Origin of the sequence: Paenarthrobacter sp. UW852 (genome assembly GCF_024608385.1) — a bacterium.
Taxonomy (GTDB): Bacteria; Actinomycetota; Actinomycetes; order Actinomycetales; family Micrococcaceae; genus Arthrobacter.
In genome coordinates this window covers 204,310-230,697 of the sequence record NZ_JAMSGY010000003.1, presented here as the reverse complement: position 1 = coordinate 230,697, position 26,388 = coordinate 204,310, and the positions used below count along the sequence as shown (strand labels likewise).

25 protein-coding genes are annotated in these 26,388 nt (G+C 62.2%); 22 read left to right on the top strand and 3 right to left on the bottom strand.

The genetic code is table 11. The features are described 5' to 3' along the window. Positions 1-29: 29 nt before the first annotated feature. The 3 genes from NEK97_RS07250 to NEK97_RS07240 are packed head-to-tail and all read right to left on the bottom strand — an operon-like array spanning position 30 to position 2,886. Positions 30-1,535: an FAD-dependent oxidoreductase gene (locus NEK97_RS07250; RefSeq protein WP_257369155.1), complete on the bottom strand. Its 1,506-nt coding sequence runs from the start codon at positions 1,533-1,535 to the stop codon at positions 30-32. Next, a complete protein-coding gene (locus NEK97_RS07245; RefSeq protein WP_257369154.1) occupies positions 1,532-2,404 on the bottom strand; it encodes an FAD:protein FMN transferase in 873 nt (290 codons plus the stop codon). Before NEK97_RS07245 ends, NEK97_RS07250 begins: the two co-directional genes overlap by 4 nt. 5 nt (positions 2,405-2,409) lie before the next feature. Next, positions 2,410-2,886: an FMN-binding protein gene (locus tag NEK97_RS07240; RefSeq protein ID WP_257369153.1), complete on the bottom strand. Its 477-nt coding sequence runs from the start codon at positions 2,884-2,886 to the stop codon at positions 2,410-2,412. Between the two features lie 244 nt (positions 2,887-3,130). On the opposite strand from NEK97_RS07240, the gene argS reads away from it, so the two are divergent. The 22 genes from argS to NEK97_RS07130 all read left to right on the top strand — a co-directional run bounded on the left by argS (position 3,131) and on the right by NEK97_RS07130 (position 26,379). Then, a complete protein-coding gene (gene argS / locus NEK97_RS07235; protein WP_235521620.1) occupies positions 3,131-4,780 on the top strand; it encodes an arginine--tRNA ligase in 1,650 nt (549 codons plus the stop codon). Positions 4,781-4,783: 3 nt separating this feature from the next. After that, the gene (lysA, locus tag NEK97_RS07230) at positions 4,784-6,256 is read left to right on the top strand and encodes a diaminopimelate decarboxylase (RefSeq protein WP_257369152.1); all 1,473 of its coding nucleotides are present in this window, start codon (positions 4,784-4,786) and stop codon (positions 6,254-6,256) included. Further along, positions 6,249-7,565 (top strand): homoserine dehydrogenase, encoded by a 1,317-nt coding sequence (locus NEK97_RS07225; RefSeq protein ID WP_235521618.1) that lies wholly within the window; start codon positions 6,249-6,251, stop codon positions 7,563-7,565. The genes lysA and NEK97_RS07225 overlap by 8 nt, the downstream gene beginning before the upstream one ends. Next, positions 7,566-8,669, top strand: a complete 1,104-nt coding sequence (gene thrC / locus NEK97_RS07220; RefSeq protein ID WP_257369151.1) for a threonine synthase — start codon at positions 7,566-7,568, stop codon at positions 8,667-8,669. It begins immediately after the preceding gene. A 2-nt stretch (positions 8,670-8,671) separates the two neighbouring features. Next, positions 8,672-9,646, top strand: coding sequence for a homoserine kinase (gene thrB / locus NEK97_RS07215; RefSeq protein WP_257369150.1), 975 nt, complete (start codon positions 8,672-8,674; stop codon positions 9,644-9,646). Positions 9,647-9,946: 300 nt separating this feature from the next. Continuing rightward, a complete protein-coding gene (gene rho, locus NEK97_RS07210) occupies positions 9,947-12,121 on the top strand; it encodes a transcription termination factor Rho (protein WP_257369149.1) in 2,175 nt (724 codons plus the stop codon). A 251-nt stretch (positions 12,122-12,372) separates the two neighbouring features. Continuing rightward, the gene (gene prfA / locus NEK97_RS07205) at positions 12,373-13,446 is read left to right on the top strand and encodes a peptide chain release factor 1 (RefSeq protein WP_257369148.1); all 1,074 of its coding nucleotides are present in this window, start codon (positions 12,373-12,375) and stop codon (positions 13,444-13,446) included. Positions 13,447-13,479: 33 nt separating this feature from the next. After that, positions 13,480-14,352: a peptide chain release factor N(5)-glutamine methyltransferase gene (prmC, locus tag NEK97_RS07200; RefSeq protein WP_257369147.1), complete on the top strand. Its 873-nt coding sequence runs from the start codon at positions 13,480-13,482 to the stop codon at positions 14,350-14,352. 12 nt (positions 14,353-14,364) lie between these two features. Continuing rightward, positions 14,365-15,180 (top strand): L-threonylcarbamoyladenylate synthase, encoded by an 816-nt coding sequence (locus NEK97_RS07195; RefSeq protein ID WP_257369146.1) that lies wholly within the window; start codon positions 14,365-14,367, stop codon positions 15,178-15,180. Continuing rightward, positions 15,177-15,962: a WecB/TagA/CpsF family glycosyltransferase gene (locus NEK97_RS07190; RefSeq protein ID WP_257369145.1), complete on the top strand. Its 786-nt coding sequence runs from the start codon at positions 15,177-15,179 to the stop codon at positions 15,960-15,962. The genes NEK97_RS07195 and NEK97_RS07190 overlap by 4 nt, the downstream gene beginning before the upstream one ends. Beyond that, the gene (locus NEK97_RS07185) at positions 15,963-16,922 is read left to right on the top strand and encodes a glycosyltransferase (RefSeq protein ID WP_257369144.1); all 960 of its coding nucleotides are present in this window, start codon (positions 15,963-15,965) and stop codon (positions 16,920-16,922) included. A 279-nt stretch (positions 16,923-17,201) separates the two neighbouring features. Then, entirely contained in the window at positions 17,202-18,317 is a 1,116-nt protein-coding gene (locus NEK97_RS07180) for an MraY family glycosyltransferase (protein ID WP_235521609.1), read from the top strand. A gap of 118 nt (positions 18,318-18,435) precedes the next feature. Next, entirely contained in the window at positions 18,436-18,927 is a 492-nt protein-coding gene (locus NEK97_RS07175) for a hypothetical protein (RefSeq protein ID WP_257369143.1), read from the top strand. Beyond that, positions 18,914-19,249, top strand: coding sequence for a hypothetical protein (locus NEK97_RS07170; RefSeq protein ID WP_257369142.1), 336 nt, complete (start codon positions 18,914-18,916; stop codon positions 19,247-19,249). The genes NEK97_RS07175 and NEK97_RS07170 overlap by 14 nt, the downstream gene beginning before the upstream one ends. Positions 19,250-19,330: 81 nt before the next feature. Then, on the top strand, positions 19,331-20,131 hold the full coding sequence (gene atpB, locus NEK97_RS07165) for a F0F1 ATP synthase subunit A (protein WP_211711545.1): 801 nt from the start codon (positions 19,331-19,333) through the stop codon (positions 20,129-20,131). Between the two features lie 80 nt (positions 20,132-20,211). Next, on the top strand, positions 20,212-20,430 hold the full coding sequence (atpE, locus tag NEK97_RS07160; protein ID WP_011775261.1) for an ATP synthase F0 subunit C: 219 nt from the start codon (positions 20,212-20,214) through the stop codon (positions 20,428-20,430). 51 nt (positions 20,431-20,481) lie between these two features. Then, complete coding sequence (locus NEK97_RS07155) at positions 20,482-21,039, top strand: F0F1 ATP synthase subunit B (protein ID WP_257369141.1); 558 nt, start codon at positions 20,482-20,484, stop codon at positions 21,037-21,039. Then, entirely contained in the window at positions 21,039-21,866 is an 828-nt protein-coding gene (locus NEK97_RS07150; RefSeq protein WP_257369140.1) for a F0F1 ATP synthase subunit delta, read from the top strand. Before NEK97_RS07155 ends, NEK97_RS07150 begins: the two co-directional genes overlap by 1 nt. A gap of 86 nt (positions 21,867-21,952) precedes the next feature. Next, entirely contained in the window at positions 21,953-23,590 is a 1,638-nt protein-coding gene (gene atpA / locus NEK97_RS07145) for a F0F1 ATP synthase subunit alpha (RefSeq protein ID WP_211711786.1), read from the top strand. 76 nt (positions 23,591-23,666) lie between these two features. Further along, positions 23,667-24,557: a F0F1 ATP synthase subunit gamma gene (locus NEK97_RS07140; RefSeq protein WP_257369139.1), complete on the top strand. Its 891-nt coding sequence runs from the start codon at positions 23,667-23,669 to the stop codon at positions 24,555-24,557. 84 nt (positions 24,558-24,641) lie between these two features. Next, positions 24,642-26,093, top strand: a complete 1,452-nt coding sequence (gene atpD, locus NEK97_RS07135) for a F0F1 ATP synthase subunit beta (protein WP_257369138.1) — start codon at positions 24,642-24,644, stop codon at positions 26,091-26,093. Position 26,094: 1 nt separating this feature from the next. After that, positions 26,095-26,379: a F0F1 ATP synthase subunit epsilon gene (locus tag NEK97_RS07130; RefSeq protein ID WP_026540143.1), complete on the top strand. Its 285-nt coding sequence runs from the start codon at positions 26,095-26,097 to the stop codon at positions 26,377-26,379. Positions 26,380-26,388 lie beyond the last annotated feature (9 nt).

Genomic DNA, 26,388 nt, shown 5'->3' with positions numbered 1-26,388 from the left:
TTCCTTCAGCAGGTTGTTCGGGAGGTTGCTCAGTACCCCGCGAAAGAGTCCACATGAACCCGTCGTGCACCTGCGCCTCGGGCTGCCGCCCGCAAGGAGTCCACGCTGGAGGGCGAACCGGAGACAAACACCTCACGTTCGGCAATATCCGGCACCAACTCCTTCAGGCGCCTTGCATCGATCCGCGACGTTCCGGCGTCGTGCATGAAGTCCGGGGGAGTGGAACCGTCCGCGAGCCGGGCAATGACTTTCGCCCCTGAGGCTTCCAACTCGCCTGTTCCGGCCAGCTCGGTGCGGCTTTTGGCGAGGTACAGCACCACCGTGTCCCGGCTCCCGCGGGCGTCGGACGCAAGCTGCGACAGGAAAGGCGTGATCCCGATTCCTGCCGCTATCAGCAGGACGGGTTTGCCGGCGTCGTGCGGGAGCAGGAAATCACCGCCCACCGCGGTGGCCGAGACAGTATCCCCGGGGTGCAGCGCCAACAATGCCCTCTTGGCAGTGGAGAGCGGCTCTGCCGTGCCGACTCCGAACGTCACCTCCGCCGCGCCGGGCGGGTTGGTCATGCTGAAGACCCGACGTCGGCCCTTCCCATCGGAGCCGGAATGCGGCAGGTTCAATTCCATGAACTGGCCGGCCGCGAATCTGACAGGACGCTGTGGTTCGAACCTGAACTCCGTGCTTCCAGGTGTCAAAGGCCGGGAGCCCTTGAAGACCAGCTCGACACCGCCCCGCTGGCCAAGGAAGAACGCAATCAGGTTGCCAAGCAGCAGCGCCAGTTCCGGGGAATTCGCGACGAAACCGAGGTTGTAGGGGACAGCGAAGACAACACCGACGACGGCGGCAAGCGCCAACTGCTGCCAGCGTCGGGGAGGCAGGGTGAGTGGCTCGGAAAGCATGAAGCCGACAAAAAAGAGCAAGGGACGCTGGGCCAGGGGCTGCCACAGGGCCTGTCCGAACGTCATGCCCCGGTTCAGGAGTTCGGTGGTGATGATGCCGGTGGCGGTTACCAGGAACACCGCTGCCATGAGCATTTTTCGGGTGCGGTAAAGGACAACCAGAACCCCGGGCACCAGCAGCCACAGCATCGCCGGCGTCGCAGCCCACCAGGTCGCAATGTTCAGGCCCGTCAGGCCAGTCAGGAAAGCCCCGGCCGCGGCCGGGTTGAAGATGTGCCGGCCACGGAACGCCAGCGCGTACTTGGAAACGCTCGCCAACACGCAGGCCAGTGCCACGCCGGCCATGTCAGCCGCCCCGAACGCCGGCCAGAACAGGAAGTAGAGCAGCAGCCCCGTAATGAGCGAAGACTCCGAGTGCGGCCTGACCCGGAACACCAGGGCCAGCAAGCGGCTCGACAAGTACGTCAAGCCAACGCAGAGCGCCAGGTGCACCAGCATCTCCGGGATACCGAACGTCAGCCAACCCAGCACGTCGAGAACCATGCTGTAGGCCACCAGGATGGCAAGGACCCAAAGAATCAGTCGGTACATCGTGAAGCGGCCCAGCCAGGTATCCAGACGGGACTTAACGGCAATCATGAAAACAGTCTCCCCTCAAATGCCGCGGAATACGTGGCACCACCAGCCGATGACACCTTGAGCCACGAGAACTCGAACTCATCCTCCAACGGCCCCGGATCCATCATGAACAATGCCGTGGCCAGCGCATCGGCCTCCAAGGCGCTCGCAGCCATGGTCCAGGTCGCAACAGTGGTTTCGATGGGCCGGCCGGTGGCGCCATCGAGTACATGGTGCAGCCCATCGCCCCAGGCTCGCCGGTTGGATGCCGAGGCACACAGCGCGGAGTTGGCCAGTTCCACGGTGCCAATGGCCTGCTTCGGGTTGTACGGGTGTTCCAAGGCGACAAAGACCGGATGCGTACCGGAATGCAGCATGTCGCCGCTGCCGTCCACCAGGAAATCGGGGTGTCCGGCAGCCCGCAGGACGTCGCCCAGAAGGTCAACCAACTGGCCTTTCCCGGCGGCGCCGATATCCAGGACCACCGCTTTGGTAACCATCAGCTCCGTGCCTGTCCACTCAAGGGTGCCTTCCCACGGCGGTGGCGCCTCCGGGCTGCCCGGGCTGGCCAGGGCGTAGTTTGCGTCGTAGCCGAGATGCTCGAGGCTGCTGCCGATCAGTGGCGTCATCCTTCCACCGCTGAGTCGGTACAGGGCCGCATAGATCTTTTGCAGGGCAGGTGCGTGGTCCGGAAGGGTGATGCGGCCGGGGCCCTGTGACACGGTCGCCACCAATGAGTCCGGCCGGAACCGCGACCACGCCTTGTCGTACGCGGAAACGGTGTCCAGCAGTTGGCCCCGGAGCTCAGCGCCCAGGCTGTCCGGCGTCGAAATTTCCCACCGTGTACCGATCCCCTCGAAGTCGAACAGGCTCCAGCCAGGGTGCGGCATGGCTGCTACTTGGCCTGGGACTTGATCTGTTGCACGGCATCGTTGAAACCGGCGGACGTCAGCGAGGAGCCAGCCACTTTCGAGACGTTCAGCTCATCGATGTCCTTGCCGACAATCTGGGCTGCGATGCCACTGGCAAATTCGCCTTGGAACTTCTTGGTGTTCGGATTGGAGGGATGGGTTGTGATGTTGACCGCAGTGACCTTATCCGCAGCCAACGTCAGCTCTACGCCTACCGTTTCCTGGCCGTTGGGCGAGGTGTAAGTGCCGTCAGCGCTGTATGTGCCGTCCTTATAACCGGATGCCCCGTTGGCTGAGGATCCCTGTGGCGAGGGAGCGGTGGTGGAGACCTTGCCACCGTTCTGGGTAGCGGGAGTCTCCACGGCCGGCGATTCGGCCTTGGGGGCGCAGGCAGCAGCCGTCCCGATGATGGAGAGGCCGGCAAATCCAACGTAGAGGCTCTTGCGGAGTGGCGTAGTCATGGTTCTGCTCGTTTCAACTGGGCGTTCGACTGGACCGGTTTGCTAAGGGGCAATGACTGCAAAGTCCTTGCCTGTCCGGGGAGGCCGCTCATGCCGTCCCCTTACGTGTTCATAACGTTGAAATGAGCCTAATGGTTCAGGCTGTGCCGGGCGCCAGCCAGACCTGTGCCGGGGCTGTGTCAAAAGTATCCACATACGGCAGCCTCAATTCCGCGACTTTGCGGGCCCCCGGTAGGCTAGATCCGTGACTCCCGAAGAACTCTCTGCTGCCATATCCGCCTGCCTCAAGGACGCCGTCTCTGCCGGCGAAATCGCGTTGACGGAAACGTCCGTGCCAGACGCCGTGCGCGTGGAGCGACCCAAGAACCGGGACCACGGAGACTGGGCCACCAATATTGCATTGCAGTTGTCCAAGCAAGCAGGCATGAATCCCCGCGAATTCGCCGGAATCCTCAGTAACCGGCTGCAGGCCATTCCCGGTGTCACGGGCGTGGATATCGCCGGTCCCGGCTTCCTGAACATCACAGTCGATGCTGCTGCAGCCGGCGCCCTGGCCAAGGCCATTGTCGAAGCCGGTTCCAGCTACGGTACAAACCAGGCCCTCGCTGGCCGCGTGGTCAACATGGAATTCGTTTCCGCCAACCCCACCGGTCCGCTGCACATCGGGCACACGCGCTGGGCTGCCCTGGGTGATTCGATTGCCCGCGTCCTGCGTGCTTCGGGCGCCGACGTCACCGCTGAGTACTACATCAACGACGCCGGTTCGCAGATGAACGTCTTCGCCAACTCAGTGTTGTCGCGGCTGCATGGACGTGGAGTCCCCGAAGGCGGCTACCCGGGCGAGTACATCCGGGAACTCGGCGACGAAGTCCTGAAGGCCCACCCGGATGTCCGTGAACTGACGGACGAGGCAGCGCTGCCGGTCATCCGTGCGGCAGCCTACGAAGCCCAGATGGCTGACATCAAGGCCACGCTGGCCGGATTTGGCGTGGAGTTTGATGTCTTCTTCTCCGAGAAGGAACTGCACGACGCCGGTGCGATCGAATCGGCCGTCGCCCGCCTCCGCGAGCAGGGCCACGTGTTCGACGACGGCGGTGCCGTCTGGTTGCGCACTACCGACTTCGGCGACGATAAAGATCGCGTCATGATCCGTGCAAACGGCGAACCGACCTACTTTGCAGCGGATGCCGCCTATTACTTGTCCAAGAAGGACCGCGGATTCACTGAGAAGATCTACCTCCTCGGCGCGGACCACCACGGCTACATCAACCGCCTGAAGGCCATTGCCGCGTGTGCCGGTGACGATCCCGAGGTCAACATTGAGGTCCTGATCGGTCAGCTGGTGTCGGTCAACGGTGCCAAGCTGTCCAAGCGTGCGGGCAACATCATCGAGCTCAAGGACCTTATCTCCTGGCTCGGCAAGGACGCTGTCCGTTACTCGTTGGCCCGCTTCCCCGCAGATTCCCCCCTGACACTGGACCCGGAACTGTTGAAAAAGCACAGCAACGAGAACCCCGTGTTCTACGTGCAGTACGCGCATGCCCGTTCCCGCGGCACTGCACGTAACGCCGAAGAGGCCGGCGTGGACCGTTCAGTCTTCGATGCCTCGCTGCTGGATCACCCCACGGAAAACGAGTTGCTCTCCTATTTGGGCAGCTACCCGTCCATCGTTGCCAAGGCTGCCGAGCTGCGGGAGCCCCACCGGGTGGCCCGCCACCTCGAGGTCATCGCCGGTGCTTACCACCGTTGGTACGACGCGTGCCGGGTCTCGCCCCAGGGCGAGGAACCCGTCCAGGACGTTAACCGCACCCGCCTGTGGCTGAACGACGCCACCAGCCAGGTGCTCGCCAACGGACTCGAACTGCTGGGCGTGTCAGCGCCGGAACGGATGTAAGCCATGAACACCAACGCAGCACATGCTTCTCCGCTCGCTCCGGATTGGCTGGCAGTTCCCGAGAACCTCAATGCCCTGCAGTCGCCGATGTGGGCTGCCGGCGTGGAGAAGAACGACGCCGGTGAGGTCGCCATTGACGGCATTACTGTCAGTGAGCTGAAGGAACAATACGGAACCCCGCTTTTCGTCATGAGCGAGTCGGACTTCCGGTCCCGCGCCCGGGCGTTCAAGGACGCGTTCGACGAAGCTTTCGCGGACATCTGCGGGGGAGTGGACGTCTACTACGCAGGTAAGTCCTTCCTGTGCACCGCAGTGGCCAGCTGGGTGGCCGACGAGGGCCTCCGCCTGGACACCTGCTCCGGCGGTGAACTTGCGGTCGCTGCACGTGCGGGGATCCCGGGTGCCAACCTTGGCCTGCACGGCAACAACAAATCCGACGCGGAAATCAACCGTGCCTTGGATATGTCCCTTGGCCGGATCGTGGTGGACAGCCTCGACGAACTGGAACGGGTGGCAAAGATCGCCTCCAGCCGGGGCGAAACAGCCAAAGTCATGTTGCGGCTGACCCCTGGCGTGCACGCCCACACCCACGAATTCATCGCCACGGCCCACGAGGACCAGAAGTTCGGCCTCTCGATGGCAGGCGATTCCACCGACGAAGCCGGGCTCTCGGCAGCAGAAGAGGCCGTGGCTGCTGCCACCGCCTACGACAGCATCGAACTGCTGGGCCTGCACTGCCATATCGGGTCACAGATTTTCGAGCCTGACGGCTTTGCCTTGGCAGCGGAGAAACTCCTCGGATTCCTTGCCGCCATGCAGGCGAAATACTCCATCACTCTTCCCGAGCTGGACCTCGGCGGTGGTTACGGCATCGCCTACACGCCGGTGGACACTCCCCGGCCGCCTGCCGAGATCGCGCAGGCCATGGCCGACGTCGTTCGTTCCACCTGTGCCGCACTGGGCATCACCGCCCCCCGGATCTCCATCGAACCAGGCCGCGCGATCGTGGGGAGCAGCACCTTCACCCTCTACGAGGTTGGCACGCTCAAAACGGTCCGCGTAGACGTCCCGGAGAGCGAAACGGAGGACAAGAACGTTACGTATCCGCGGCGCTATGTGTCGGTGGACGGCGGGATGAGCGACAACGCCCGTCCGGTGCTGTACGACGCGGATTATTCGGCAATTTTGGCTTCACGCGACTCCACGGCCGTTCCGCAGCTGTCCCGCGTAGTGGGCAAACATTGCGAGAGCGGCGACATAGTTGTTAGAGATGTATATCTGCCCGCGGATGTGGCAGCCGGTGATTTGCTCGCAGTACCGGGTACCGGCGCCTACTGCTGGGCCCTTTCCAGCAACTACAACTACCTGGCCCGGCCTGGCGTTGTCGCTGTACGCGACGGAGCCGCCCGGCTGATTGTCCGCGGGGAAACCGAAGAAGATCTCTTGAACCGCGACATGGGAGTGGCGAATGTCTGAAGTGCAAACCTTGAAGGTGGCCCTGCTGGGCTGTGGCAACGTTGGGGCCCAGGTTGCGCGGATTCTGATTGACGACGCCGAAGCTTTGGCTGCCCGCACCGGAGCCCGTCTGGAACTTTCGGGCATTGCCGTGCGCACCATCGATGCACCCCGCGACGTCGAGCTGCCCCGCGAACTGTTCACTACCGATGCCGACACCCTGGTTAAGGACGCGGACCTCGTCATCGAGCTCATGGGCGGCATCGAGCCCGCCCGCTCCTTGATCCTGACGGCCATCCAGAACGGTGCCTGCGTGGTTACCGGCAACAAGGCATTGCTCGCCCAGGACGGCCCCACTCTTTATGAAGAGGCTGACAAGGCAGGCGTCCAGCTCTCGTATGAAGCGGCCGTTGCGGGAGCCATTCCTATCCTGCGTCCCATCCGCGACAGCCTGTCAGGCGACCGCATCACCCGTGTCCTGGGCATCGTCAATGGCACCACCAACTTCATCCTCGACCAGATGGACACCACAGGCGCACAGTTCGCTGACGCCCTGGCCGAAGCCCAGCGGCTCGGGTACGCAGAAGCGGATCCTACTGCCGACATCGAAGGACACGACGCCGCGGCTAAGGCCGCCATCCTCGCGTCCCTGTCGTTCCACACGCGCTTCTCCCTGGACGATGTCTACTGCGAAGGCATCACGAAGGTCAGTGCTGCGGACATCGCTTCGGCCAAGGAAGCGGGCTTTGTCATCAAGTTGCTCGCCATTGCCGAAAAGATCGAATCTTCGGATAACGGCAGCGGCATTTCGGTGCGGGTCCACCCCACCCTCTTGCCCCGTGAGCACCCGCTGGCTGCAGTTCGCGGTGCCTTCAACGCGGTGTTCATTGAGGCCGAAAATGCTGGTGAATTGATGTTCTACGGACAGGGCGCTGGGGGTACCCCCACCGCCTCTGCCGTGCTGGGCGACCTGGTCTCCGCGGCCCGCCGACTCGTACTGGGCGGCCCGGGCCGAACGGAAACCACCACAGGCCATGTCCCTGCGCTGCCCGTCGATGCCTCCAACACGAGCTACTACATTGGCCTGGACGTCGCCGACCAGGCCGGCGTCCTGGCCCGCATCGCGCACATCTTTGCCGAGCACGCCGTGTCCATCGAGACAATGCGCCAGACAATCCACCGCGACGCTGCCTCCAAGGTCGAGTCGGCGGAGCTGAAAATCGTGACGCACCGTGCATCCGAAGCTGCACTCGCAGCAACCGTCGAGGCCGTGAAGGGCCTCGACGTCATCAATTCTGTGACATCCGTACTGCGGGTAGAAGGGGTCTAAGTGGCTCACCAATGGCGCGGAGTAATCCGCGAATACGCTGATCGTTTGCCCGTAACGGAAGCCACCAAGGTCATCACCCTCGGCGAGGGCGGTACGCCGCTCGTCCACGCGCAGAAGCTCTCCGAGCTCACGGGCTCCGAGGTATACCTCAAGGTGGAGGGCATGAACCCCACGGGTTCCTTCAAGGACCGTGGCATGACCATGGCCATGACTGCGGCCGTGGAAGCCGGCGCGAAGGCCGTTGTCTGTGCCTCCACCGGCAACACCTCCGCTTCTGCGGCTGCCTACGCAACCGCGGCGGGACTGAAGTGCGCTGTGCTCGTCCCCGAAGGCAAAATTTCCATGGGCAAGCTGAGCCAGGCCATCGCGCATGGCGCCACCTTGCTTCAGGTGGATGGCAACTTCGACAACTGCCTGGACATCGCCCGCAAGCTCGGCGAGGCTTACCCGGTGTTCCTGGTGAACTCCGTAAATCCGGCACGTATCCAGGGCCAGAAGACCGGTGCTTTCGAAGTTGTTGACTCGCTGGGCGACGCTCCCGACATCCACGTGCTGCCCGTCGGCAACGCCGGCAACATCAGCGCCTACTGGAAGGGCTACAAGGAGTACTCCGCACCGTTTGAGACCGCCAACGGAACGCTCCCCGCCGTCTCCACCAAGACCCCCACCATGTGGGGCTTCCAGGCAGCAGGTGCCGCGCCCTTCGTGGCAGGGCACCCCATCACCGAGCCTGACACCATCGCCACTGCCATCCGCATCGGCAACCCGGCATCGTGGGACACCGCTGTCGCGGCCCGCGACGAATCAGGTGGACTGATCGAGGCAGTCACCGATGACGAGATCCTGGCGGCCCACCGTTGGTTGTCCGCCAAGGAGGGTGTCTTCGTCGAGCCCGGCTCCGCCGCTGGTGTTGCCGGCCTCATCAAGAAGCACGCGGCAGGCGAGGTTCCGTCGGGAAAGACCATCGTCATCACGGTCACCGGACATGGCCTCAAGGATCCGCAGTGGGCACTTCGTACCGAAGATGGCAGTGATGTCCAGCCCGTCAAGGTGCCGAACGACGTCGTCACCGTTGCCGCGGAACTGGGACTGGAAGAAAACTAAGAGTGGAATCAACGCAGCCCACCGCGACCGATCGTGCACTCGTCGCGGCAGGCCAGCGGCTGACCGTCACGGTCCCCGGTACGAGTGCCAACCTGGGCCCCGGTTACGACAGCCTTGGCTTGGCCCTGTCCATCTATGACACTTTGACGGTTGAAACCCTTGGCACCGGAGAGCTCGAGTTCGAGCTCTCCGGTGAGGGGGCAGATACCCTCCCCCGCGATGCCAGCCATTTGGTGGTGCGGGCGATCGACCTGGCGCTGGATCGCCTTGGCTTCCAGCGCTCGGGCCTGAAAATTACGGCTGAAAACGTCAATCCCCATGGCCGGGGGCTCGGTTCGTCCGCGTCGGCTGTTGTGGCGGCAGTTACTGCTGCCAACGCCTTGGTTCCGGAGGAATCCCGGCAGCGCCTCGACTGGGTCCTCCAGCTGACCAGTGAGATCGAAGGTCACCCGGACAACGTCGCACCGGCGATTTTCGGCGGACTGGCGCTGTCATGGCAGGACAGCGAGCAGTACAGCAGCACCCGCGCCGATGTGGCGCCCGAGGTTATTCCCGTGGTGGCTGTGCCCGACTACGAACTGTCCACGGAAACTGCCCGCGGTCTGCTTCCTGCATCCGTTGGCCACCACGCGGCAGCCATGAACTCCGGACGCGCAGCCCTGCTCATCCACGCTCTGACAGCGCAGCCTGAGTTCTTGCTGCCGGGCACCGAAGACTACCTTCACCAGAGTTACCGGGCGCAGGCCATGCGTCCCAGTGCGGACCTCATTGCGGCGCTCCGTTCCGCCGGACATGCAGCTGTGGTCTCGGGCGCCGGACCCACCGTGATGGTGCTGGCCAATGGCGAACAAGAAGCCGCGGTTGTTACTGAATTCATCGAGGCGTACACGGCATCCAACACACCCGACGTCGGTTGGCGTGTGATGACGCTGGCTGTAGACGTTCAAGGTGCTAGAGTGGAAGTGCACCGCCGGTAAAACCGCGGGCAGTTCCCTGATTTTGGATTGCGGCACTTTCGCCGTACCTTTCGTCAACTGTGCCAACGTTGGTGGTGCCGTCTCTTTCCGGCCTCAGGTGCCGCAGATCTTTCTCTGTTCCTGATCAATTGGCCGGCTGTCCGGGTAACTGGATCCAGTGATGACGATCAGTATCCGGCCCTGGTGGCCACAATCCATCAGGCACGGCCAAATCGCAGGCTGCAGATCTGAACTGCAGCCCAGAACAAATCATCGCGTCCAGCTCTCGCTCTGGACGCCGTCGAGGGGGAAGGATCCTTCGTGACAGAAACCACTGAGCTGTCTTCAGCTGTGGACACAACATCTTCTGCTGCCGAGTCGTCAACGGCAGCAACCACCAAGAGCAGCGGGCTTGCGGGCCTTAAGCTTGCCCAGCTTCAGGCTCTCGCGAGCCAGCTGGGCATTTCCGGGGGATCGCGCATGCGCAAGGGAGACTTGGTCTCGGCCATTTCGGCCCACCGCGCAGGTACTCCCACCACGAAGGCTCCCGCTAAGGCCTCAGCCCCGGTCAAGGCCAACGCTGCCGTAGCCAAGGAAGCTCCGGCCGCGGAGGTCAAGGCCTCGGACAACGGCGCCTCTGCCGAGTCGGCTGAAGCCCCGGCCCAGGAAGCCCCGCGTGCCCGTGGACGTGGCCGAAGCCGCCGCGCCACCAGCGACGGCGTCGTAGCGGCGGCTGAAGCCGCATCGGCTCCGGCCGAGCCCGTAGCTGCACCGGTTGCTGATGCACCTGCTTCAGTGGAAACGCCGGAGGCAGGCACTGAACGCCGCCAGCCGCGCACCCGTAACCGCCGCCGTGGCGAAGCAGCCGCAGCCCCCGCTGAGGCATCGGAGGCTCCGGCCGCTGAGCAGCGCACCGAACAGCGTGCCGACCGCACCGAACAGCGCGAACAGCGTGCCGACCGCACCGAGCAGCGCGAACAGCGTGGCGACCGCACCGAACAGCGCGAACAGCGTGCCGACCGCACTGAACAGCGCGAACAGCGTGCCGACCGCACTGAACAGCGCGAGCAGGCCGATTCCGGCGAGCAGCGCGACCGCCGCGATAACACCCGCGGCCGCCGTGACGACAACAACGACGGCGAAGACACGGGCAACCGTCGTAACCGCCGGAACCGTCGTGACCGCAACGACCAGAACGATCGCAGCGATCGCCGCGGCGGGCAGGACAGCCGTGACGGGAACACCCGCAGCGACCGTTTCCGTGACCGCAACGAACGCCGCCGTGGCCGTGCCCAGGGACCGGACGTTGACGACGTCGAGGTCACCGAGGACGATGTGCTGCTGCCCGTAGCCGGCATCCTGGACGTCCTGGAGAACTACGCGTTCATCCGTACGTCCGGTTACCTCCCCGGTGCCAACGACGTCTACGTTTCGCTGGCACAGGTCAAGAAGTACAACCTCCGTAAGGGCGACGCCGTCGTGGGTGCCATCCGCGCACCGCGTGATGGCGAAGACCGCAGCCAGCAGTCCGCCCGCCAGAAGTTCAACGCGCTTGTCCGCGTTACTTCCGTCAATGGCAAGACTCCGGAAGAGCTCAAGGACCGCGTCGAGTTCGCAAAGCTCGTCCCGCTGTACCCGTCCGAGCGCTTGCGCCTGGAAACCGACCCCAAGAAGATCGGTCCGCGTGTCATCGACCTCGTGGCTCCGATCGGCAAGGGCCAGCGTGGCCTGATTGTCTCCCCGCCCAAGGCTGGTAAGACCCTCATCCTGCAGTCCATCGCCAACGCCATCACCACCAACAATCCTGAGGTCCACCTCATGATGGTGCTCGTTGACGAACGTCCCGAAGAAGTCACGGACATGCAGCGCACAGTCAAGGGTGAGGTCATTGCCTCCACCTTCGACCGTCCCGCAGACGACCACACCACCGTTGCCGAGCTCTCCATCGAACGCGCCAAGCGCCTCGTGGAAATGGGCATGGACGTGGTAGTCCTCCTGGACTCCATGACCCGCCTGGGCCGCGCCTACAACCTGGCAGCACCGGCCTCCGGCCGCATCCTGTCCGGTGGTGTCGACTCCGCAGCTCTGTACCCGCCCAAGCGCTTCTTCGGTGCTGCCCGCAACATCGAAAACGGCGGCTCGCTCACCATCCTGGCAACGGCTCTCGTGGAGACCGGCTCCAAGATGGACGAAGTGATCTTCGAAGAGTTCAAGGGCACCGGCAACATGGAGCTCCGCCTGTCCCGCCAGCTGGCTGACAAGCGCATCTTCCCGGCTGTGGACGTCAACGCGTCCGGCACGCGCCGCGAAGAGAACCTGCTCTCGCCTGAAGAAGTCAAGATCATGTGGAAGCTGCGCCGCGTCCTCTCCGGACTGGAGCAGCAGCAGAGCCTTGAGCTGCTGACCAACAAGATCCGGGAGACACAGAGCAACGTCGAGTTCCTCATGCAGGTTCAGAAGACGACGCTCGGAGCGAAGTCGGATAACGACAAGTAGCTGTGCTCTAACCGCTCAAAATATGCCGGCCCCGCCCCTACGCCGGGTAGCTTCCGATCTGCGATCGGAAGCTACCCGGCTCCGGCAGGCCCGAAGCCACTCCCTGGCCGGCATATTTTGAGCGGTCTTTGTTTAAGGAATCCTTCCCGACACCACGTGAGGTCAGAGACGGCCCAGTGGGCCCCCAAATGGGCTGTGCGTGACCACACGATGCAGTTATTAGACTTGTAGAAGTCGAAAGAGGTTTGAGAATGTTTGAGTCCGTACAGGGTTTGCTTGATGAGCATGCTGCTATTCAGGCGCAGTTGAGTGATCCTGCCGTTTACGCTGATCAGTCTGCGGCCAGGAAGTTGGGACGGCGATCTGCTCAGCTTCAGGGCATTGTGGAGGCTTACAACAAGTGGCGCGGGCTCAACGACGATCTTGAGGCTGCCAAGGAGATGGCTGACGAGGATCCCGACTTCGCCGCTGAAGTAGTGCAGTTGGAAGAGCAGATCCCCGCAGCTGAGGAACGTCTTCGCCGGCTGCTGATCCCGCGCGATCCTGATGATGCCCGCAACGTGATCCTGGAAGTCAAGGGTGGCGAAGGTGGCGATGAAGCTGCGTTGTTCGCCGGCGACCTCCTGCGCATGTACATGCGCTACGCCGAATCCCGTGGCTGGAAGACCGAAATGATCTCGGCCACCGAATCTGACCTCGGTGGTTACAAGGACGTCTCCGTCGCGATCAAGGGAAACTCCAACGATCCCGCAGAAGGTGTCTTCGCCAGGTTGAAGTTTGAGGGCGGTGTCCACCGTGTGCAGCGCGTTCCCGTGACCGAATCGCAGGGCCGTATCCACACCTCCGCTGCAGGTGTCCTGGTTCTTCCCGAAGTTGATGAGCCCGAAGAGCTCGAAATCAACCAGAACGACCTCAAGATCGACGTTTACCGTTCTTCAGGTCCCGGTGGCCAGTCCGTGAACACCACTGACTCCGCCGTCCGCATCACCCACTTGCCCACGGGCATTGTCGTGGCGATGCAGAACGAGAAGTCGCAGCTGCAGAACCGTGAAGCCGGCATGCGCGTTCTTCGTGCCAGGCTCCTTGCCCACCAGCAGGAGCAGATCGACGCCGCCAACTCGGAACAGCGCAAGTCGCAGATCCGCACCATGGACCGTTCGGAGCGCATCCGCACGTACAACTTCCCGGAAAACCGGATTGCGGACCACCGGACGGGTTATAAGGCCTACAACCTCGATGCCGTGATGAACGGCGATCTTGAGCCCGTCATCCAGTCGGCCATTGAGGCTGACGAACAGGCGCGCCTGGACGCCATCGGCGAATAGCACACTGCCGCACCTCAACAGCAGAGTAGATCCATGACGTTTTACCCAGGCCAGAGCCTCGCGGACGCAGTTCGCGAGGCTACTGCCATTCTTACCGAGGCGGGCGTGCCCACCCCGCGCGTGGACGCGGAACTTCTCGCAGAGCACCTCCTGGGAGTCGGCCTTGGCCGGCTTCGCGCGATGCTCCTCGGCAGTGATCCTGCGCCTGAAGGCTATGCGGATTTGGTGGCCGAACGTGCCGCGCGGGTGCCGTTGCAGCACATCACCGGCGTCGCCTATTTCCGGTACCTTGAACTGCGCGTTGGCCCCGGTGTGTTCATACCCCGGCCTGAAACGGAATCGGTGGTCCAGTTGGTCATCGACCACCTGGCAGGAATGCCACATCCCAAAGTAGTGGACCTTGGCACCGGATCCGGTGCGATCGCCGGCTCGATTGCCCACGAGATCCCGGGTGCCGAAGTCCACGCAGTTGAGTTCAGTACTTTTGCGCACGCGTGGGCCGCGAAGAACCTGGAACCCCTGGGGGTCACGCTCCTGCAGGGCGATCTCAGGGATGCGCTGCCCGAACATAACGGAACCTTCGACGTCGTCGTTTCCAACCCGCCGTACATCCCGGCGGAGGCGATACCCACAGAACCGGAAGTTGCACTCCACGATCCACCCGAGGCACTGTACGGTGGGGGAGCGGACGGCATGGAACTCCCGACGGCGGCAGCAGCCTCTGCGGCGCGGCTCCTGAAACCAGGCGGCTACTTTGTGATGGAACACGCTGAAGTCCAGGCGGCGTGGATCGCGGGGATGCTCCGGGGAACGGGACGTTGGAATGACGTCACCACGCACTTTGACCTGAACGGCAAGGAACGTGCCACCAGCGCACTGCTGGCAAGCGCCGCTCCTGATGAGTGAAAGAATAGGGCTGTGACCACAACCTACAATTGCACTTCCGATGACCAGCGGACTGAAGGCCTTCAGCACGCCCAGCGCGCCATCAGCGAAAAGAAGTGCATCGTGCTTCCCACTGACACTGTTTACGGCATCGGTGCGGACGCCTTTTCACCCCTGGCCGTCACCCTGCTGCTCGCTTCCAAGGGCCGTAGCCGCCAGATGCCCCCGCCGGTGCTGATTCCCCGGATCAATGCCCTGGATGGGCTGGCCACCGATGTACCGGCGGATGCCCGGGCACTCGCACAGGCTTTCTGGCCCGGTGGACTGACCCTCATTCTGCACGCCCAGCCATCCCTGGACTGGGATTTGGGCGATACCAAAGGCACCGTAGCCCTTAGGGTGCCAGACGACGAGATCGCATTGGACCTCCTGAGCCTGACCGGCCCGCTCGCGGTCTCCTCCGCCAACCGCACAGGCCAGGAGGCGGCCCAGACAGCTTCCGAGGCCCGCCTCCAACTGGCTGAATCGGTGGAGGTCTACCTGGAAGGCGGGTTCCGGCCCGTCAAGGGCACCGCAGCGCTGCCGTCCACGATCGTCGATGCCACGTCCACGCCATTCCGTGTGGTTCGCCAAGGCGCCATCGAGCTTGAACGCCTGCGCGAAATCGTTCCGTCCATCCTTGGTTTTGGGGAAACCCTTGGGGCTGAGGTCCCGGGACAGCAGGCCGAACCTGAGGAAACTGCCTCCGGTGACGCGCAGGCGGACGTATCGGAACCTGACGCCGTTGAACAGGAACCTGCGGCCGACATCGCGGAACCAGGCGCTCCAGTCCAAGCCAAGCCCGAATGATTCCCGACCGCCAACGCGTCCCCGTCCTTGACGTCGACGCCACTCCCCTGCGCGTTGATGAGCTCATCAATGCCATGGGCGGCCTCATTGCAGCGGGCACCACCGCCACGGTGCTGGGTCACAACCTCCACAGCATTACGCTTTTCCACTCCTGCCCGGAGTTCCGCTCCCTCTATCGGGACAGTTCCATTGTCCTGCTGGACGGCGCGCCCGTGGCTTTGCTGTGGGGCCTGGCCCACAGGAAGCAATTACGTCCACTGGGCCAAGGAGCCATGGCCTACCGGCTTGGGTCAATGGATTGGATTCCTGATCTCGGGAAAGTGCCCGGGTTGCAGCGCGTGGCAGTGGTTGGTGCTGGTCGTGAGGCCAACACGAAGGCCGTCATGCGGTTGCGGTCCATTGCGCCTGGCATGACCGTTGACGGAATGCCGGGTGAAGACTGGGATGGCGCCACGGAGGCCGCCGTAGTGAACTGGCTCAGCGACTTCCGTCCCCAACTGGTGCTCCTGGGTTTGGGGATGCCCCTTCAGGAAACTGTCCTCCGGCGACGACTCGCGGAGTTGCCACCGGCTGTGTACTGCGCAGTTGGAGGGGCCATTGAACAGGTTGCAGGCGTCCAGAAACTCGCTCCGCGCTGGCTGGGGCGCCTTGGCCTGGAATGGGCCTGGCGCCTCCTGCTCCATCCTGGGCGGGTTGCCTACAGGGTATTTGTTGAACCGTGGAAGCTGGCAGGCCTCTTGATTCGCCGCCGCTTCCAACCATCCCAGACCGAAGGCCAGTGAATGACCTCCCAACCCATTGTGGTCGCCGTCGTGGTGACCTATAACCGGCGTGAACTTCTCCAGACAACCTTGGCGGGGATCGCCTCGGGCACCCGGGTGCCGGACGTCGTCGTCGTCGTCGACAACGCCTCCACGGATGGAACAGCGGAGTTCCTGCAGAGCTACCAGGGGCCGGTGACCACGGACGTGGTGACGTTGAATACCAACGTAGGCGGCGCAGGAGGCTTCGCAGTCGGCATGGAACGCGCAGTCCTTGACCACCGCGCCGACCACGTGTGGATCATGGATGACGACACTGAGCCCCAGCGTCCGGCGCTGCAGGAAGCACTGGCCCTTGCCCAGGCATATGGGCAGGACACAGGAGACGTCCCTGGTTTCATCGCCAGCCGCGTGGTGTGGACTGATGGTCGCGACCATCCCATGAACCGCATGCGCCCCCGGATGGGCGCAAGCGAAGAATCCCGAAGCGCCGCTGCCCGACTCGGTGCCACGCAAATCCGCAGCGCTTCGTTCGTTTCGGTCCTCATCCAAGCAGCGGAAATCAGGCGCCACGGACTGCCCATAGCGGACTACTTCATCTGGAACGATGACCTGGAGTACACCGCCAGGGTTTCCCGCAAGGGCATAGCATTGAGCACCAACGCGTCGGTTGCCAACCACCACACGAAAGTCTTTGGTGATGCCGGCGCCGACCCGGGTCCCCGCTTTTACTACGAGGTGCGCAACAAGGTGTGGGTCTATACGCGGTCCAACGCACTGGCGCCGTGGGAAAAGGCGCTCTTCACCGGTGCTTCCCTGCGAAACTGGACCCGGACGATCATCGCTTCCAAAAACCGGAAAGTACTGTTGGCAGGACTTTTCAAAGGCCTCCGGGACGGCCTCAGGGCGCCGCGTCCCAACGCCGAAGTGTTGGCCGGAATCTACGCGCTGCGTGATGTCCGGCAGCCCGTCCGGCAATAAAAAAGCGGTGCTAAGGCAGCTAAACAACTTGGGGTCCTGCGGCTGCGTCACAGGCTGGTCACGGCCGATGGCATTAGTATCGTGACAAGAGTCCACGAAAATCCCGCAACATTCGGCAGAGCCGGTGCAGGCATGGCGACGGAGTAGTTCCATTTATCCACAGACAGAATTCCACACCTTGAGCTGCCCGGGATTCCCCGGCATCCAGGCGGGGATCCGGCCACGTTCGCTGACAAGCGCTTCCGATCCAACCGGCGGACAAATTCCGGGAGCCGCAGCATGATCATGTATCTGCTGATGGCGCTTACGGCTGCCGTGGTGTCCTACGCGGGGACGTGGGGCGCACGCGTGGCCGGGAACAAGCTGCGGCTCTACAGGCCCATCCGGAGCCGCGACATGCACTCCGTGCTGATTTCCAAGCTGGGCGGCCTGGGCATTTTCGCCGGCTTCTTCGTCGCGTTGGTCGTTGCCAGCAATTCCTTCTTCGTCAGGGACATTTTCAGGCACAACGATGCTCCATGGGGGATTCTCGCGGGCGCCGTCGTCATCGTGGCGGTTGGAGTGGCGGACGACATCCTGGACATACGCTGGTGGATCAAACTGCTCGGACAAGGAGCGGCTGCGCTCATTGTGGCTGTCTGGGGAGTCCGGATGTCCGTCGTCCCGTTCATCCCCGAACCGATCTTCCTGGGCTCCGAGGTGGTCCAGATTGTTCTCACCGCGGGCCTGATTGTCACCACCATGAACGCCGTGAACTTTATCGACGGGCTCGATGGACTGGCAGCAGGGGTGGCAACAATTGGCGGGGGAGCGTTCTTCCTCACCGCCTACTGGGTCCACCGCAACAACCCCTCCACCGACAATTCAGACCTGGCGACACTACTGATGGCCATCCTGGTTGGCAGCTGCATCGGATTCCTGCCCCATAACTGGTTCCCGGCAAAAATCTTCATGGGGGATTCGGGAGCCATGCTGATCGGGCTGCTCATGGCTTCCGCCGGCGTCGTGGCGACGGGACAGATCGGGTCCGGCCTTTACGATCGCGCCAACGGTATCCCCACAGTGGTTCCCATCCTCCTGCCCTTCGCGGTCCTGTCCCTTCCACTCCTGGATCTGGGGATGGCGGTGATCCGGAGGACGGCAAGGGGACAGTCACCGTGGTCCGCCGACCGTGGGCACCTCCATCACAAGCTGGTCGACCTGGGGTACTCGCACCGTACCGCCGTCGTCATGCTGTATGTGTGGACCTGCATCCTTGCGTTCGGCGGCGTCGCCTTCGCTGTATTCCCGTGGCAGGTGGTACTCATCGTTGTCATCGCGGCAGCGCTCGTCATGGCGGCAGTTACGGCGTGGCCCTACTTCACCCGGAACTCGACGCGGCCGGGGGAGCAGTAGATGAAGTCTGGTTAGAGTCACAGTTCTATCTCATGTAGAATTCTTACTGCGGACAGTCACTCGCCCGTAAATCCCCCTTTGAGAAGATGGCACCTGTGCCACAAGGATTGGTATCCCCATGACATCCAACGCCGAAACCGGACGACCGTCCGGTAAACGTGGTGTTGGATCTGTTGGCGGCCAGTCATCGTTGTGGCTCCGGTTGCTCATGCTCAGTGCCGCAGCAGCGGTGGCAGCAACAGCCATAACTTGCGTCATCGCGGCCTTCATGAACGGCGGGCAAGGCGCTCTTTCAGCAGCGTTCGGCTCCGCCCTGGTCATGCTCTTCTTCGGAATCAGCCTCCTGATCGGCCATTTTGTTGGCCGTCACAACCCTTCCGGCGCAGTCGGGCTCTTTGTTGCCACGTACTTCATCAAGGTGATCGGATTCGCCGTGGTGCTCTTTGTGCTCGGCGCTCCGGACTGGCTCCACCACCGCTGGTTCCTGATTGGTGCTGTGGTTGCCGTTGTCTTCTGGCAGGCCGCGGAAATCTACGGCTTCAGCAAGGCCCGCCTCCAGATCTACAACGACCCAGCCGAGCAGAAGGACGGTCCGGATGTCTCCGCGTAAGCGCTATTCACGCCCGTCCCTTCCTGCCCAGCAACCTGCCAGCGGCAACGAAACCGGCAACGACGGAAACGACGGCGGATATAACGCCGGTATGGCCGTCTTCAGCTACATCATTGGCGGGATCATTGTCTGGAGTTTGGTAGGCTGGGGTCTGGATAATCTGTGGGGGACCCGCTGGATTGTGCTCCTTGGCGCTCTGCTGGGAGCCGCAGGAGGGTTCTATCTTTCCCATATGCACGGCCTCACCAGGCAAAGCACCACTCCTGGCGAGAGTAACGCAGACAGCGGTCCGTCCACGGACGGGGACAGTAATGCCAAATAATTTCACACGGATGACGAATGCGTCCAACGCGTCCGGACTCCAACCAATGCCCAATGATGGACACAGCAGAGAGGAAACGCGTTGATCGCGCTTGCGCTCCCCGCCCAGGATTCGGGGTCCTTCACCCCACCCGGAATCGACGAAATGCACCTGCCGGCAATCCTGCCTTGGGGTGCGCACGATGGCTTCTCCAAGCAGATGCTGCTGGTGATCCTATCGGTCGTCATTATCGCTACATTCTTTATCCTCGCTGCACGTAAGCAGCAGCTGGTTCCCGGCAAGCTGCAGTTCGCAGGCGAGATGGCCTACGGCTTCGTCCGCAACAGCATCGCCAAGGACATCATCGGCGGCAAGGACTTCATCAAGTATGTTCCGCTGTTGTTCAGCTTGTTCTTCTTTATTTTGGTCAACAACATCTATGGCGCGATCCCCGTCATCCAGCTGCCAAGCTTCTCCCACGTTGGTGGAGCGTACGTGCTGGCAGGCATCGTCTTCTTCACCTGGATCGCAATCGGCGTCAAGAAGAACGGCCTGAAGTACTTCAAGCTCGCAACCGTGCCGTCGGGCATCCCGTGGTACATCCTGCTGATCGTCGTACCGATCGAAATCATCTCGAACTTCCTGGTCCGCCCCGTCACGCACAGCCTCCGTCTGTTCGCGACCATGCTGGCCGGTCACCTGATCGTCATGCTTGCCGGTTCCGGTATCGAGTTCCTGGTTATGCAGGAGAACGTCCTGCTCAAGGGCGCATCGGTCCTGGTCCTCGTTGGTGCCGTGGCGATGTACATGCTCGAAGCGCTGATCATGGCGCTGCAGGCTTACGTGTTCACTTTGTTGACCGCTATTTACATCGAAGGCGCCCTGCACGCCGACAGCCACTAGGCTCCCAAAAACTTCCCCTCGCGGGGATGAAGCAACCCAAACAACCTGCCGCACGGGCGGCATCTTGAAAGGAAGAAAAAATGGAAGGCACCATCAACGGCTCCCTCAACCTCATCGGCTACGGTCTCTCGGCCATCGGCGGTGGTATCGGTGTGGGTCTCGTGTTCGCCGCGTACATCAACGGTGTTGCACGTCAGCCGGAAGCTCAGCGTGTGCTGCAGCCGATCGCGTTCCTTGGTCTGGCACTGACTGAAGCTCTTGCCATCCTCGGCCTCGTCTTCGCTTTCGTTCTTTCCTAATAACAAGAACCCAAGCGAATTCGACGCACGAGTAGATAGGACGGGTGAAATATGAATCAGCTGATCATCTCAGCCGCCACTGAAGGCGAAGCGAAGAGCAACCCGCTCGTTCCCAACGTCTGGGAAATGGGCGTTGTCCTCGTCGGCTTTGCGGTCCTCTTGTACATCGTGGTCAAGTTTGTTGTCCCGATGTTCGAGAAGACCTTCGCAGAGCGCGCCGAAGCAATCGAAGGTGGCATTGCAAAGGCCGAAGCGGCCCAGGCAGAAGCTTCTGCAGCTCTTGAAGAGTACAAGCAGCAGCTCACCGACGCCCGCGCCGAAGCCAACCGCATCCGCGAAGAAGCACGCGCCGAAGGCGCCCAGATCCTCGCGGACCTCAAGGCCAAGGCAGCTGCCGAGTCCGCCCGGATCACCGAGCAGGCACACGCTGCCATCGAATCGGAGCGTCAGGCAGCAGTTGTCTCGCTTCGTTCCGAGGTTGGCACCCTGGCCACCACGCTGGCCGGACGCATCGTTGGTGAAGCACTCACCGATGACGAGCGCGCCGCACGCGTTGTGGACCGCTTCCTTGCTGATCTGGAGACCCAGAGCGCAGGTGCAGCTAAGTAATGGCAGGTATATCGAGCGAATCGCTGACCACAGCACTGGCGCAACTGGAAGCCAAGCTTCCTTTCGCCTCGCTGCAGTTGGCTAAGGACCTCTTCGGAATCCTGGGAACGGTGGACAGCTCGGCTGGCTTGCGCCGCGCCCTGACTGACCCGTCCCGTACCGGAGACGAGAAGTCGGCGCTGGTCAAGCAGCTGGTTGGCGGGAAAGTCTCCGCTGATGCTGCTGAGATTGCGGGCGGGTTGGCCGGCTCACGCTGGGCATCTGCACGCGATATCGGCGATGCACTCGAGACCCTTGCCGCCACGGTGGTCATTGCTGTAGCTGAAAACAAGTCGGCCGTTTCTGCCTCTGGTATCACGGGGCTGGAAGAGCTGGAAAACGATCTGTTTGCTTTCAACCAGGCCGTCGCTTCCAGCCACGAAGTACAACGTGCTTTGTCTGAGCCGCAGGCATCGCCCGCGGCAAAGATCGCACTGGTCGAGAAGCTTGTTCCTGGCATCAGCGAGGAAGCCAAGGTTCTCATCAGCCAGGCAGTGACGCATCCGCGGGGTGTCAGGCCGAGCAAGCTTGTCGAGTCCTTCGCCAAGCTTGCAGCCAAGCGCCAGCAGCGCTGGATTGCAACCGTCAGCGTTACCCGTCCGTTGACGGAAACGCAGGCCAGCCGTCTGCAGGCCGGGCTGAACGCCCTTTACGGCCGCGAACTGAAGGTCAACGTCAATGTCGAACCGGCACTGATCGGCGGAGTCCGCGTCCAGGTAGGTGACGAAGTGCTTGACGCTTCGGTCATAGCCCGCCTGACCGAACTTCGCCGCCAGCTCGCTGGCTAAGCAAAGACAAAGCACAACTTAACTGATATAAATCCCGGTCATCGTGAGCAACGATGATCACGAAAACAGGAGAGCAGGGACTGCAGATGGCCGAATTGACCATCAACGCCGACGACGTCCGTAATGCGTTGAACGAGTTCGCGGCGTCCTACGAACCCGGTAACGCAGAGCGCGTAGAGGTTGGTCGTGTGACCACCGCAAGTGACGGCATCGCCCGTGTTGAGGGTCTTCCCTCGGTCATGGCGAACGAGCTGCTTCGCTTCGAAGATGGCACGCTGGGCCTCGCCCAGAACCTCGACGTCCGCGAGATCGGTGTCATTATCCTCGGTGACTTCACCGGTATTGAAGAAGGCCAGGAAGTTCACCGCACCGGTGAAATCCTGTCCGTTCCGGTTGGCGACGCCTTCCTGGGTCGCGTTGTCGACCCCCTGGGCCAGCCGATCGACGACCTTGGCGAGATCAAGGCAGAGGGCACCCGTGCACTGGAACTCCAGGCACCGGGCGTTACCGAGCGCAAGTCGGTTCACGAACCGATGCAGACCGGCCTCAAGGCTATCGACGCCATGATCCCGATCGGCCGTGGCCAGCGTCAGCTGATCATTGGTGACCGCCAGACCGGTAAGACCGCAATCGCAGTGGACACCATCATCAACCAGAAGGCCAACTGGGCTTCGGGAGATGTCACCAAGCAGGTCCGTTGTGTCTACGTTGGTGTTGGCCAGAAGGCTTCCACCATCGCAGCCGTACGCCAGACCCTTGAGGACCACGGCGCGCTGGAGTACACCACCATCGTGGCGTCCCCGGCATCCGACCCCGCTGGCTTCAAGTACCTGGCACCTTACGCAGGTTCTGCCATCGGCCAGCACTGGATGTACGGCGGCAAGCACGTCCTGGTGATCTTCGATGACCTGTCCAAGCAGGCCGAGGCTTACCGCGCCGTGTCCCTGTTGCTGCGCCGTCCGCCGGGACGCGAAGCCTACCCGGGCGACGTCTTCTACTTGCACTCCCGCCTGCTGGAGCGTTGTGCAAAGCTCTCCGACGAGCTCGGCGCAGGTTCGATGACCGGTCTTCCGATCGTTGAGACGAAGGCGAACGACGTTTCCGCCTACATCCCGACCAACGTGATCTCCATCACCGATGGCCAGATCTTCCTCCAGTCGGACCTCTTCAACGCCAACCAGCGTCCTGCTGTTGACGTTGGTGTGTCTGTGTCCCGCGTTGGTGGTGCCGCACAGGTCAAGTCCATGAAGAAGGTCTCCGGTACTTTGAAGCTGGACCTGGCCCAGTACCGCGACATGCAGGCCTTCGCCATGTTCGCATCCGACCTTGACGCTGCTTCCCGTCAGCAGCTGACCCGTGGTGCCCGCCTGATGGAACTGCTCAAGCAGGGCCAGTACTCGCCGTTCCCGGTCGAGAACCAGGTTGTCTCCATCTGGGCCGGTACCAACGGCTACCTGGATGACGTTCCGGTTGAGGACATCAGCCGTTTCGAGTCCGAGTTCCTGGAGCACCTCAAGCACCAGTCCTCCATCCTGACCACGCTGGCCCAGACCAACGTCCTGGATGACGACACCGCTGCTGCACTGAAGGAAGCCATCGTTTCGTTCAAGAAGGGCTTCTTCGGCCAGGGCGACAACCACTTGGTTGGCGCAGGCCACGAAGAGCACGCAGCGATCGCCGGCGGCGACGTCGACCAGGAAAAGATCGTCAAGCAGAAGCGCTAGTTTCGATAACCTGCCCTGCCGGGGTCCGCGAGGGCCCCGGCAGGGCAGCACATCGGGAACATAGGAAAGGATAAGTATGGGAGCCCAGATTCGGGTCTACCGTCAGAAGATCAGCTCGACGACGTCGATGCGCAAGATCTTCAAGGCGATGGAACTGATCGCTACCTCGCGCATCGGTAAGGCCCGCGCACGCGTAGCAGCTTCACTGCCTTACGCGAACGCGATTACCCGCGCCGTTTCTGCTGTCGCAACTCAGAGCGAAATCGATCACCCTCTGACCACGGAACCGGAGCAGATCCGCCGTGCCGCTGTCCTGATTATTACCTCAGACCGCGGCCTTGCAGGATCCTACTCGGCCAGCGTGCTCAAGCAGGCTGAAGGTCTCTTCGAGCTTCTTCACGCAGAAGGCAAGGAAGTCAAGGCGTACCTCGTTGGCCGTAAGGCGCAGGCGTACTTCGATTTCCGCAACCGGTCATACTCCCGTGTATGGACCGGCGGCACGGACGCACCGGAATTCGAAACCGCCCAGGAAGTCGGAGCTGCACTTTTGGAAGACTTCGCCACGGACTTCGAAGAGGGAGGCGTGGACGAGATACACGTCGTCTACACCCGCTTCAAGTCCATGGTGACGCAGGAACCTACGGTTATCCGTTTGCTCCCGCTGGAGGTCGTCGAAGAGGAAGCAGCCTCGGAGTCCGAGCTGTTGCCGCTGTACGAATTCGAACCGGAAACCGAGCAGGTGCTTGATGCACTGCTCCCGCGTTACATCGAATCCCGCATCTTCGCAGCAATGCTGCAGGCTGCAGCTTCCGAGCTCGCTGCCCGCCAGCGTGCCATGAAGTCGGCCGGTGACAACGCTACGGATCTGATCAAGAAGTACACGCGCCTTCGCAACACGGCCCGCCAAGCCGAAATTACGCAGGAGCTTTCCGAAATCGTGGCCGGCGCCGACGCCCTCGCGTCCTAGCCCGCAGCTGTTTCGGTTGTAAAGCCTTACCTGCAACAACAGATAAACTTAACCCCACGCCATCTACTGAGTGAAGTGAGAGAGATGACTGCCACTGCTACCGAACACGTAGCAACGGCCGGTGCCACCGGCCGCATTGCCCGTGTTATTGGTCCGGTTGTCGACGTCGAATTCCCGGCTGACGCAATCCCGTCGATTTACAACGCTCTGACCACTGAGATCACCCTCAATGGGCAGACCAAGACCATCACATTCGAGACCTCCCAGCACCTGGGTGACAACCTCGTTCGCGCCATCTCCCTGCAGGCTACCGACGGACTTGTCCGCGGTACCACCGTGCAGGACTCCGGCGCACCGATCTCCGTGCCCGTCGGCGACGGCGTCAAGGGCCACATCTTCAACGTCCTCGGCAAGCCGTTGGACGTCGAAGAGACCGAGATCAAGGCTGACGCCTACTGGCCGATCCACCGCAAGGCTCCGGCCTTCGCTTCCCTCGAGGGCTCCACGGAGATGCTCGAGACCGGCATCAAGGTCATCGACCTCCTCACCCCGTACATCAAGGGTGGAAAGATCGGTCTGTTCGGTGGCGCCGGCGTCGGCAAGACCGTTCTGATCCAGGAAATGATCACACGTGTTGCCCGCAACTTCGGTGGTACTTCCGTTTTCGCCGGTGTCGGCGAGCGTACCCGTGAAGGTAACGACCTCTGGGTTGAAATGGAAGAGGCAGGCGTTCTTAAGGACACCGCCCTTGTATTCGGCCAGATGGATGAGCCGCCGGGAACGCGTCTGCGCGTGGCCCTGTCCGCCCTGACCATGGCGGAGTACTTCCGCGATGTCCAGAACCAGGACGTGCTGCTCTTCATCGACAACATCTTCCGCTTCACGCAGGCAGGTTCGGAAGTTTCCACGCTGCTCGGCCGCATGCCGTCCGCTGTGGGTTACCAGCCGAACCTTGCTGATGAGATGGGTCTGCTCCAGGAGCGCATCACCTCCACCAAGGGTCACTCCATCACGTCGATGCAGGCCATCTACGTGCCCGCTGATGACTACACCGACCCGGCTCCGGCAACGACCTTCGCACACCTCGACGCGACCACGGAACTTTCCCGTGAAATCGCATCCCGTGGTCTGTACCCGGCCGTTGACCCGCTGACGTCGACCTCCCGCATCCTGGATCCCCAGTACATCGGCAAGGACCACTACAACACGGCTGTCCGTGTTAAGCAGATCCTGCAGAAGAACAAGGAACTCCAGGACATCATCGCCATCCTTGGTGTTGACGAACTGTCCGAAGAGGACAAGATCGTCGTGTCGCGTGCACGTCGCATCCAGCAGTTCCTCTCCCAGAACACCTACACCGCCAAGCAGTTCACCGGCGTCGAAGGCTCCACCGTGTCCATCAAGGACACCGTCGAAGGCTTCACGGCCATCTGCGACGGCGAGCTGGACCACATCGCAGAGCAGGCGTTCTTCAACGTCGGCGGCCTGGATGATGTCGAGCGCAACTGGGCCAAGATCCAGGAACAGACCAAGTAGTATGGCTGAGCTCGAGGTTGAGATTGTCGCGGCGGACCACTTTGTGTGGTCCGGAGCGGCCAAGATGGTGAAGGCCCGCACCAGCGATGGTGAAATCGGAATCCTGCCGGGCCACTCGCCCCTTTTGGCCATCCTGGCCGAGGGCGAGCTGGCAATCCAGCCGGTTTCCGGTGACCGGATCGCTGTAGTTGTTGACGGTGGGTTCTTCTCCGTGGACAACGATCGCGTGGTCATTGTTGCTGACAACGCCAAACTGGGCGAAGCGGCTACAGCGGGGATCCGATAGCACGACCTT

Bases quoted from the DNA above. Each gene is read 5' to 3' on its own strand.
- NEK97_RS07250 (WP_257369155.1), bottom strand. From the start codon at position 1,535: ATGATTGCCGTTAAGTCCCGTCTGGATACCTGGCTGGGCCGCTTCACG.
- NEK97_RS07245 (WP_257369154.1), bottom strand. From the start codon at position 2,404: ATGCCGCACCCTGGCTGGAGCCTGTTCGACTTCGAGGGGATCGGTACA.
- NEK97_RS07240 (WP_257369153.1), bottom strand. From the start codon at position 2,886: ATGACTACGCCACTCCGCAAGAGCCTCTACGTTGGATTTGCCGGCCTC.
- lysA (WP_257369152.1), top strand. From the start codon at position 4,784: ATGAACACCAACGCAGCACATGCTTCTCCGCTCGCTCCGGATTGGCTG.
- NEK97_RS07225 (WP_235521618.1), top strand. From the start codon at position 6,249: ATGTCTGAAGTGCAAACCTTGAAGGTGGCCCTGCTGGGCTGTGGCAAC.
- prfA (WP_257369148.1), top strand. From the start codon at position 12,373: ATGTTTGAGTCCGTACAGGGTTTGCTTGATGAGCATGCTGCTATTCAG.
- prmC (WP_257369147.1), top strand. From the start codon at position 13,480: ATGACGTTTTACCCAGGCCAGAGCCTCGCGGACGCAGTTCGCGAGGCT.
- NEK97_RS07190 (WP_257369145.1), top strand. From the start codon at position 15,177: ATGATTCCCGACCGCCAACGCGTCCCCGTCCTTGACGTCGACGCCACT.
- NEK97_RS07185 (WP_257369144.1), top strand. From the start codon at position 15,963: ATGACCTCCCAACCCATTGTGGTCGCCGTCGTGGTGACCTATAACCGG.
- NEK97_RS07180 (WP_235521609.1), top strand. From the start codon at position 17,202: ATGATCATGTATCTGCTGATGGCGCTTACGGCTGCCGTGGTGTCCTAC.
- NEK97_RS07175 (WP_257369143.1), top strand. From the start codon at position 18,436: ATGACATCCAACGCCGAAACCGGACGACCGTCCGGTAAACGTGGTGTT.
- NEK97_RS07170 (WP_257369142.1), top strand. From the start codon at position 18,914: ATGTCTCCGCGTAAGCGCTATTCACGCCCGTCCCTTCCTGCCCAGCAA.
- atpE (WP_011775261.1), top strand. From the start codon at position 20,212: ATGGAAGGCACCATCAACGGCTCCCTCAACCTCATCGGCTACGGTCTC.
- NEK97_RS07155 (WP_257369141.1), top strand. From the start codon at position 20,482: ATGAATCAGCTGATCATCTCAGCCGCCACTGAAGGCGAAGCGAAGAGC.
- NEK97_RS07150 (WP_257369140.1), top strand. From the start codon at position 21,039: ATGGCAGGTATATCGAGCGAATCGCTGACCACAGCACTGGCGCAACTG.
- atpA (WP_211711786.1), top strand. From the start codon at position 21,953: ATGGCCGAATTGACCATCAACGCCGACGACGTCCGTAATGCGTTGAAC.
- NEK97_RS07140 (WP_257369139.1), top strand. From the start codon at position 23,667: ATGGGAGCCCAGATTCGGGTCTACCGTCAGAAGATCAGCTCGACGACG.
- atpD (WP_257369138.1), top strand. From the start codon at position 24,642: ATGACTGCCACTGCTACCGAACACGTAGCAACGGCCGGTGCCACCGGC.
- NEK97_RS07130 (WP_026540143.1), top strand. From the start codon at position 26,095: ATGGCTGAGCTCGAGGTTGAGATTGTCGCGGCGGACCACTTTGTGTGG.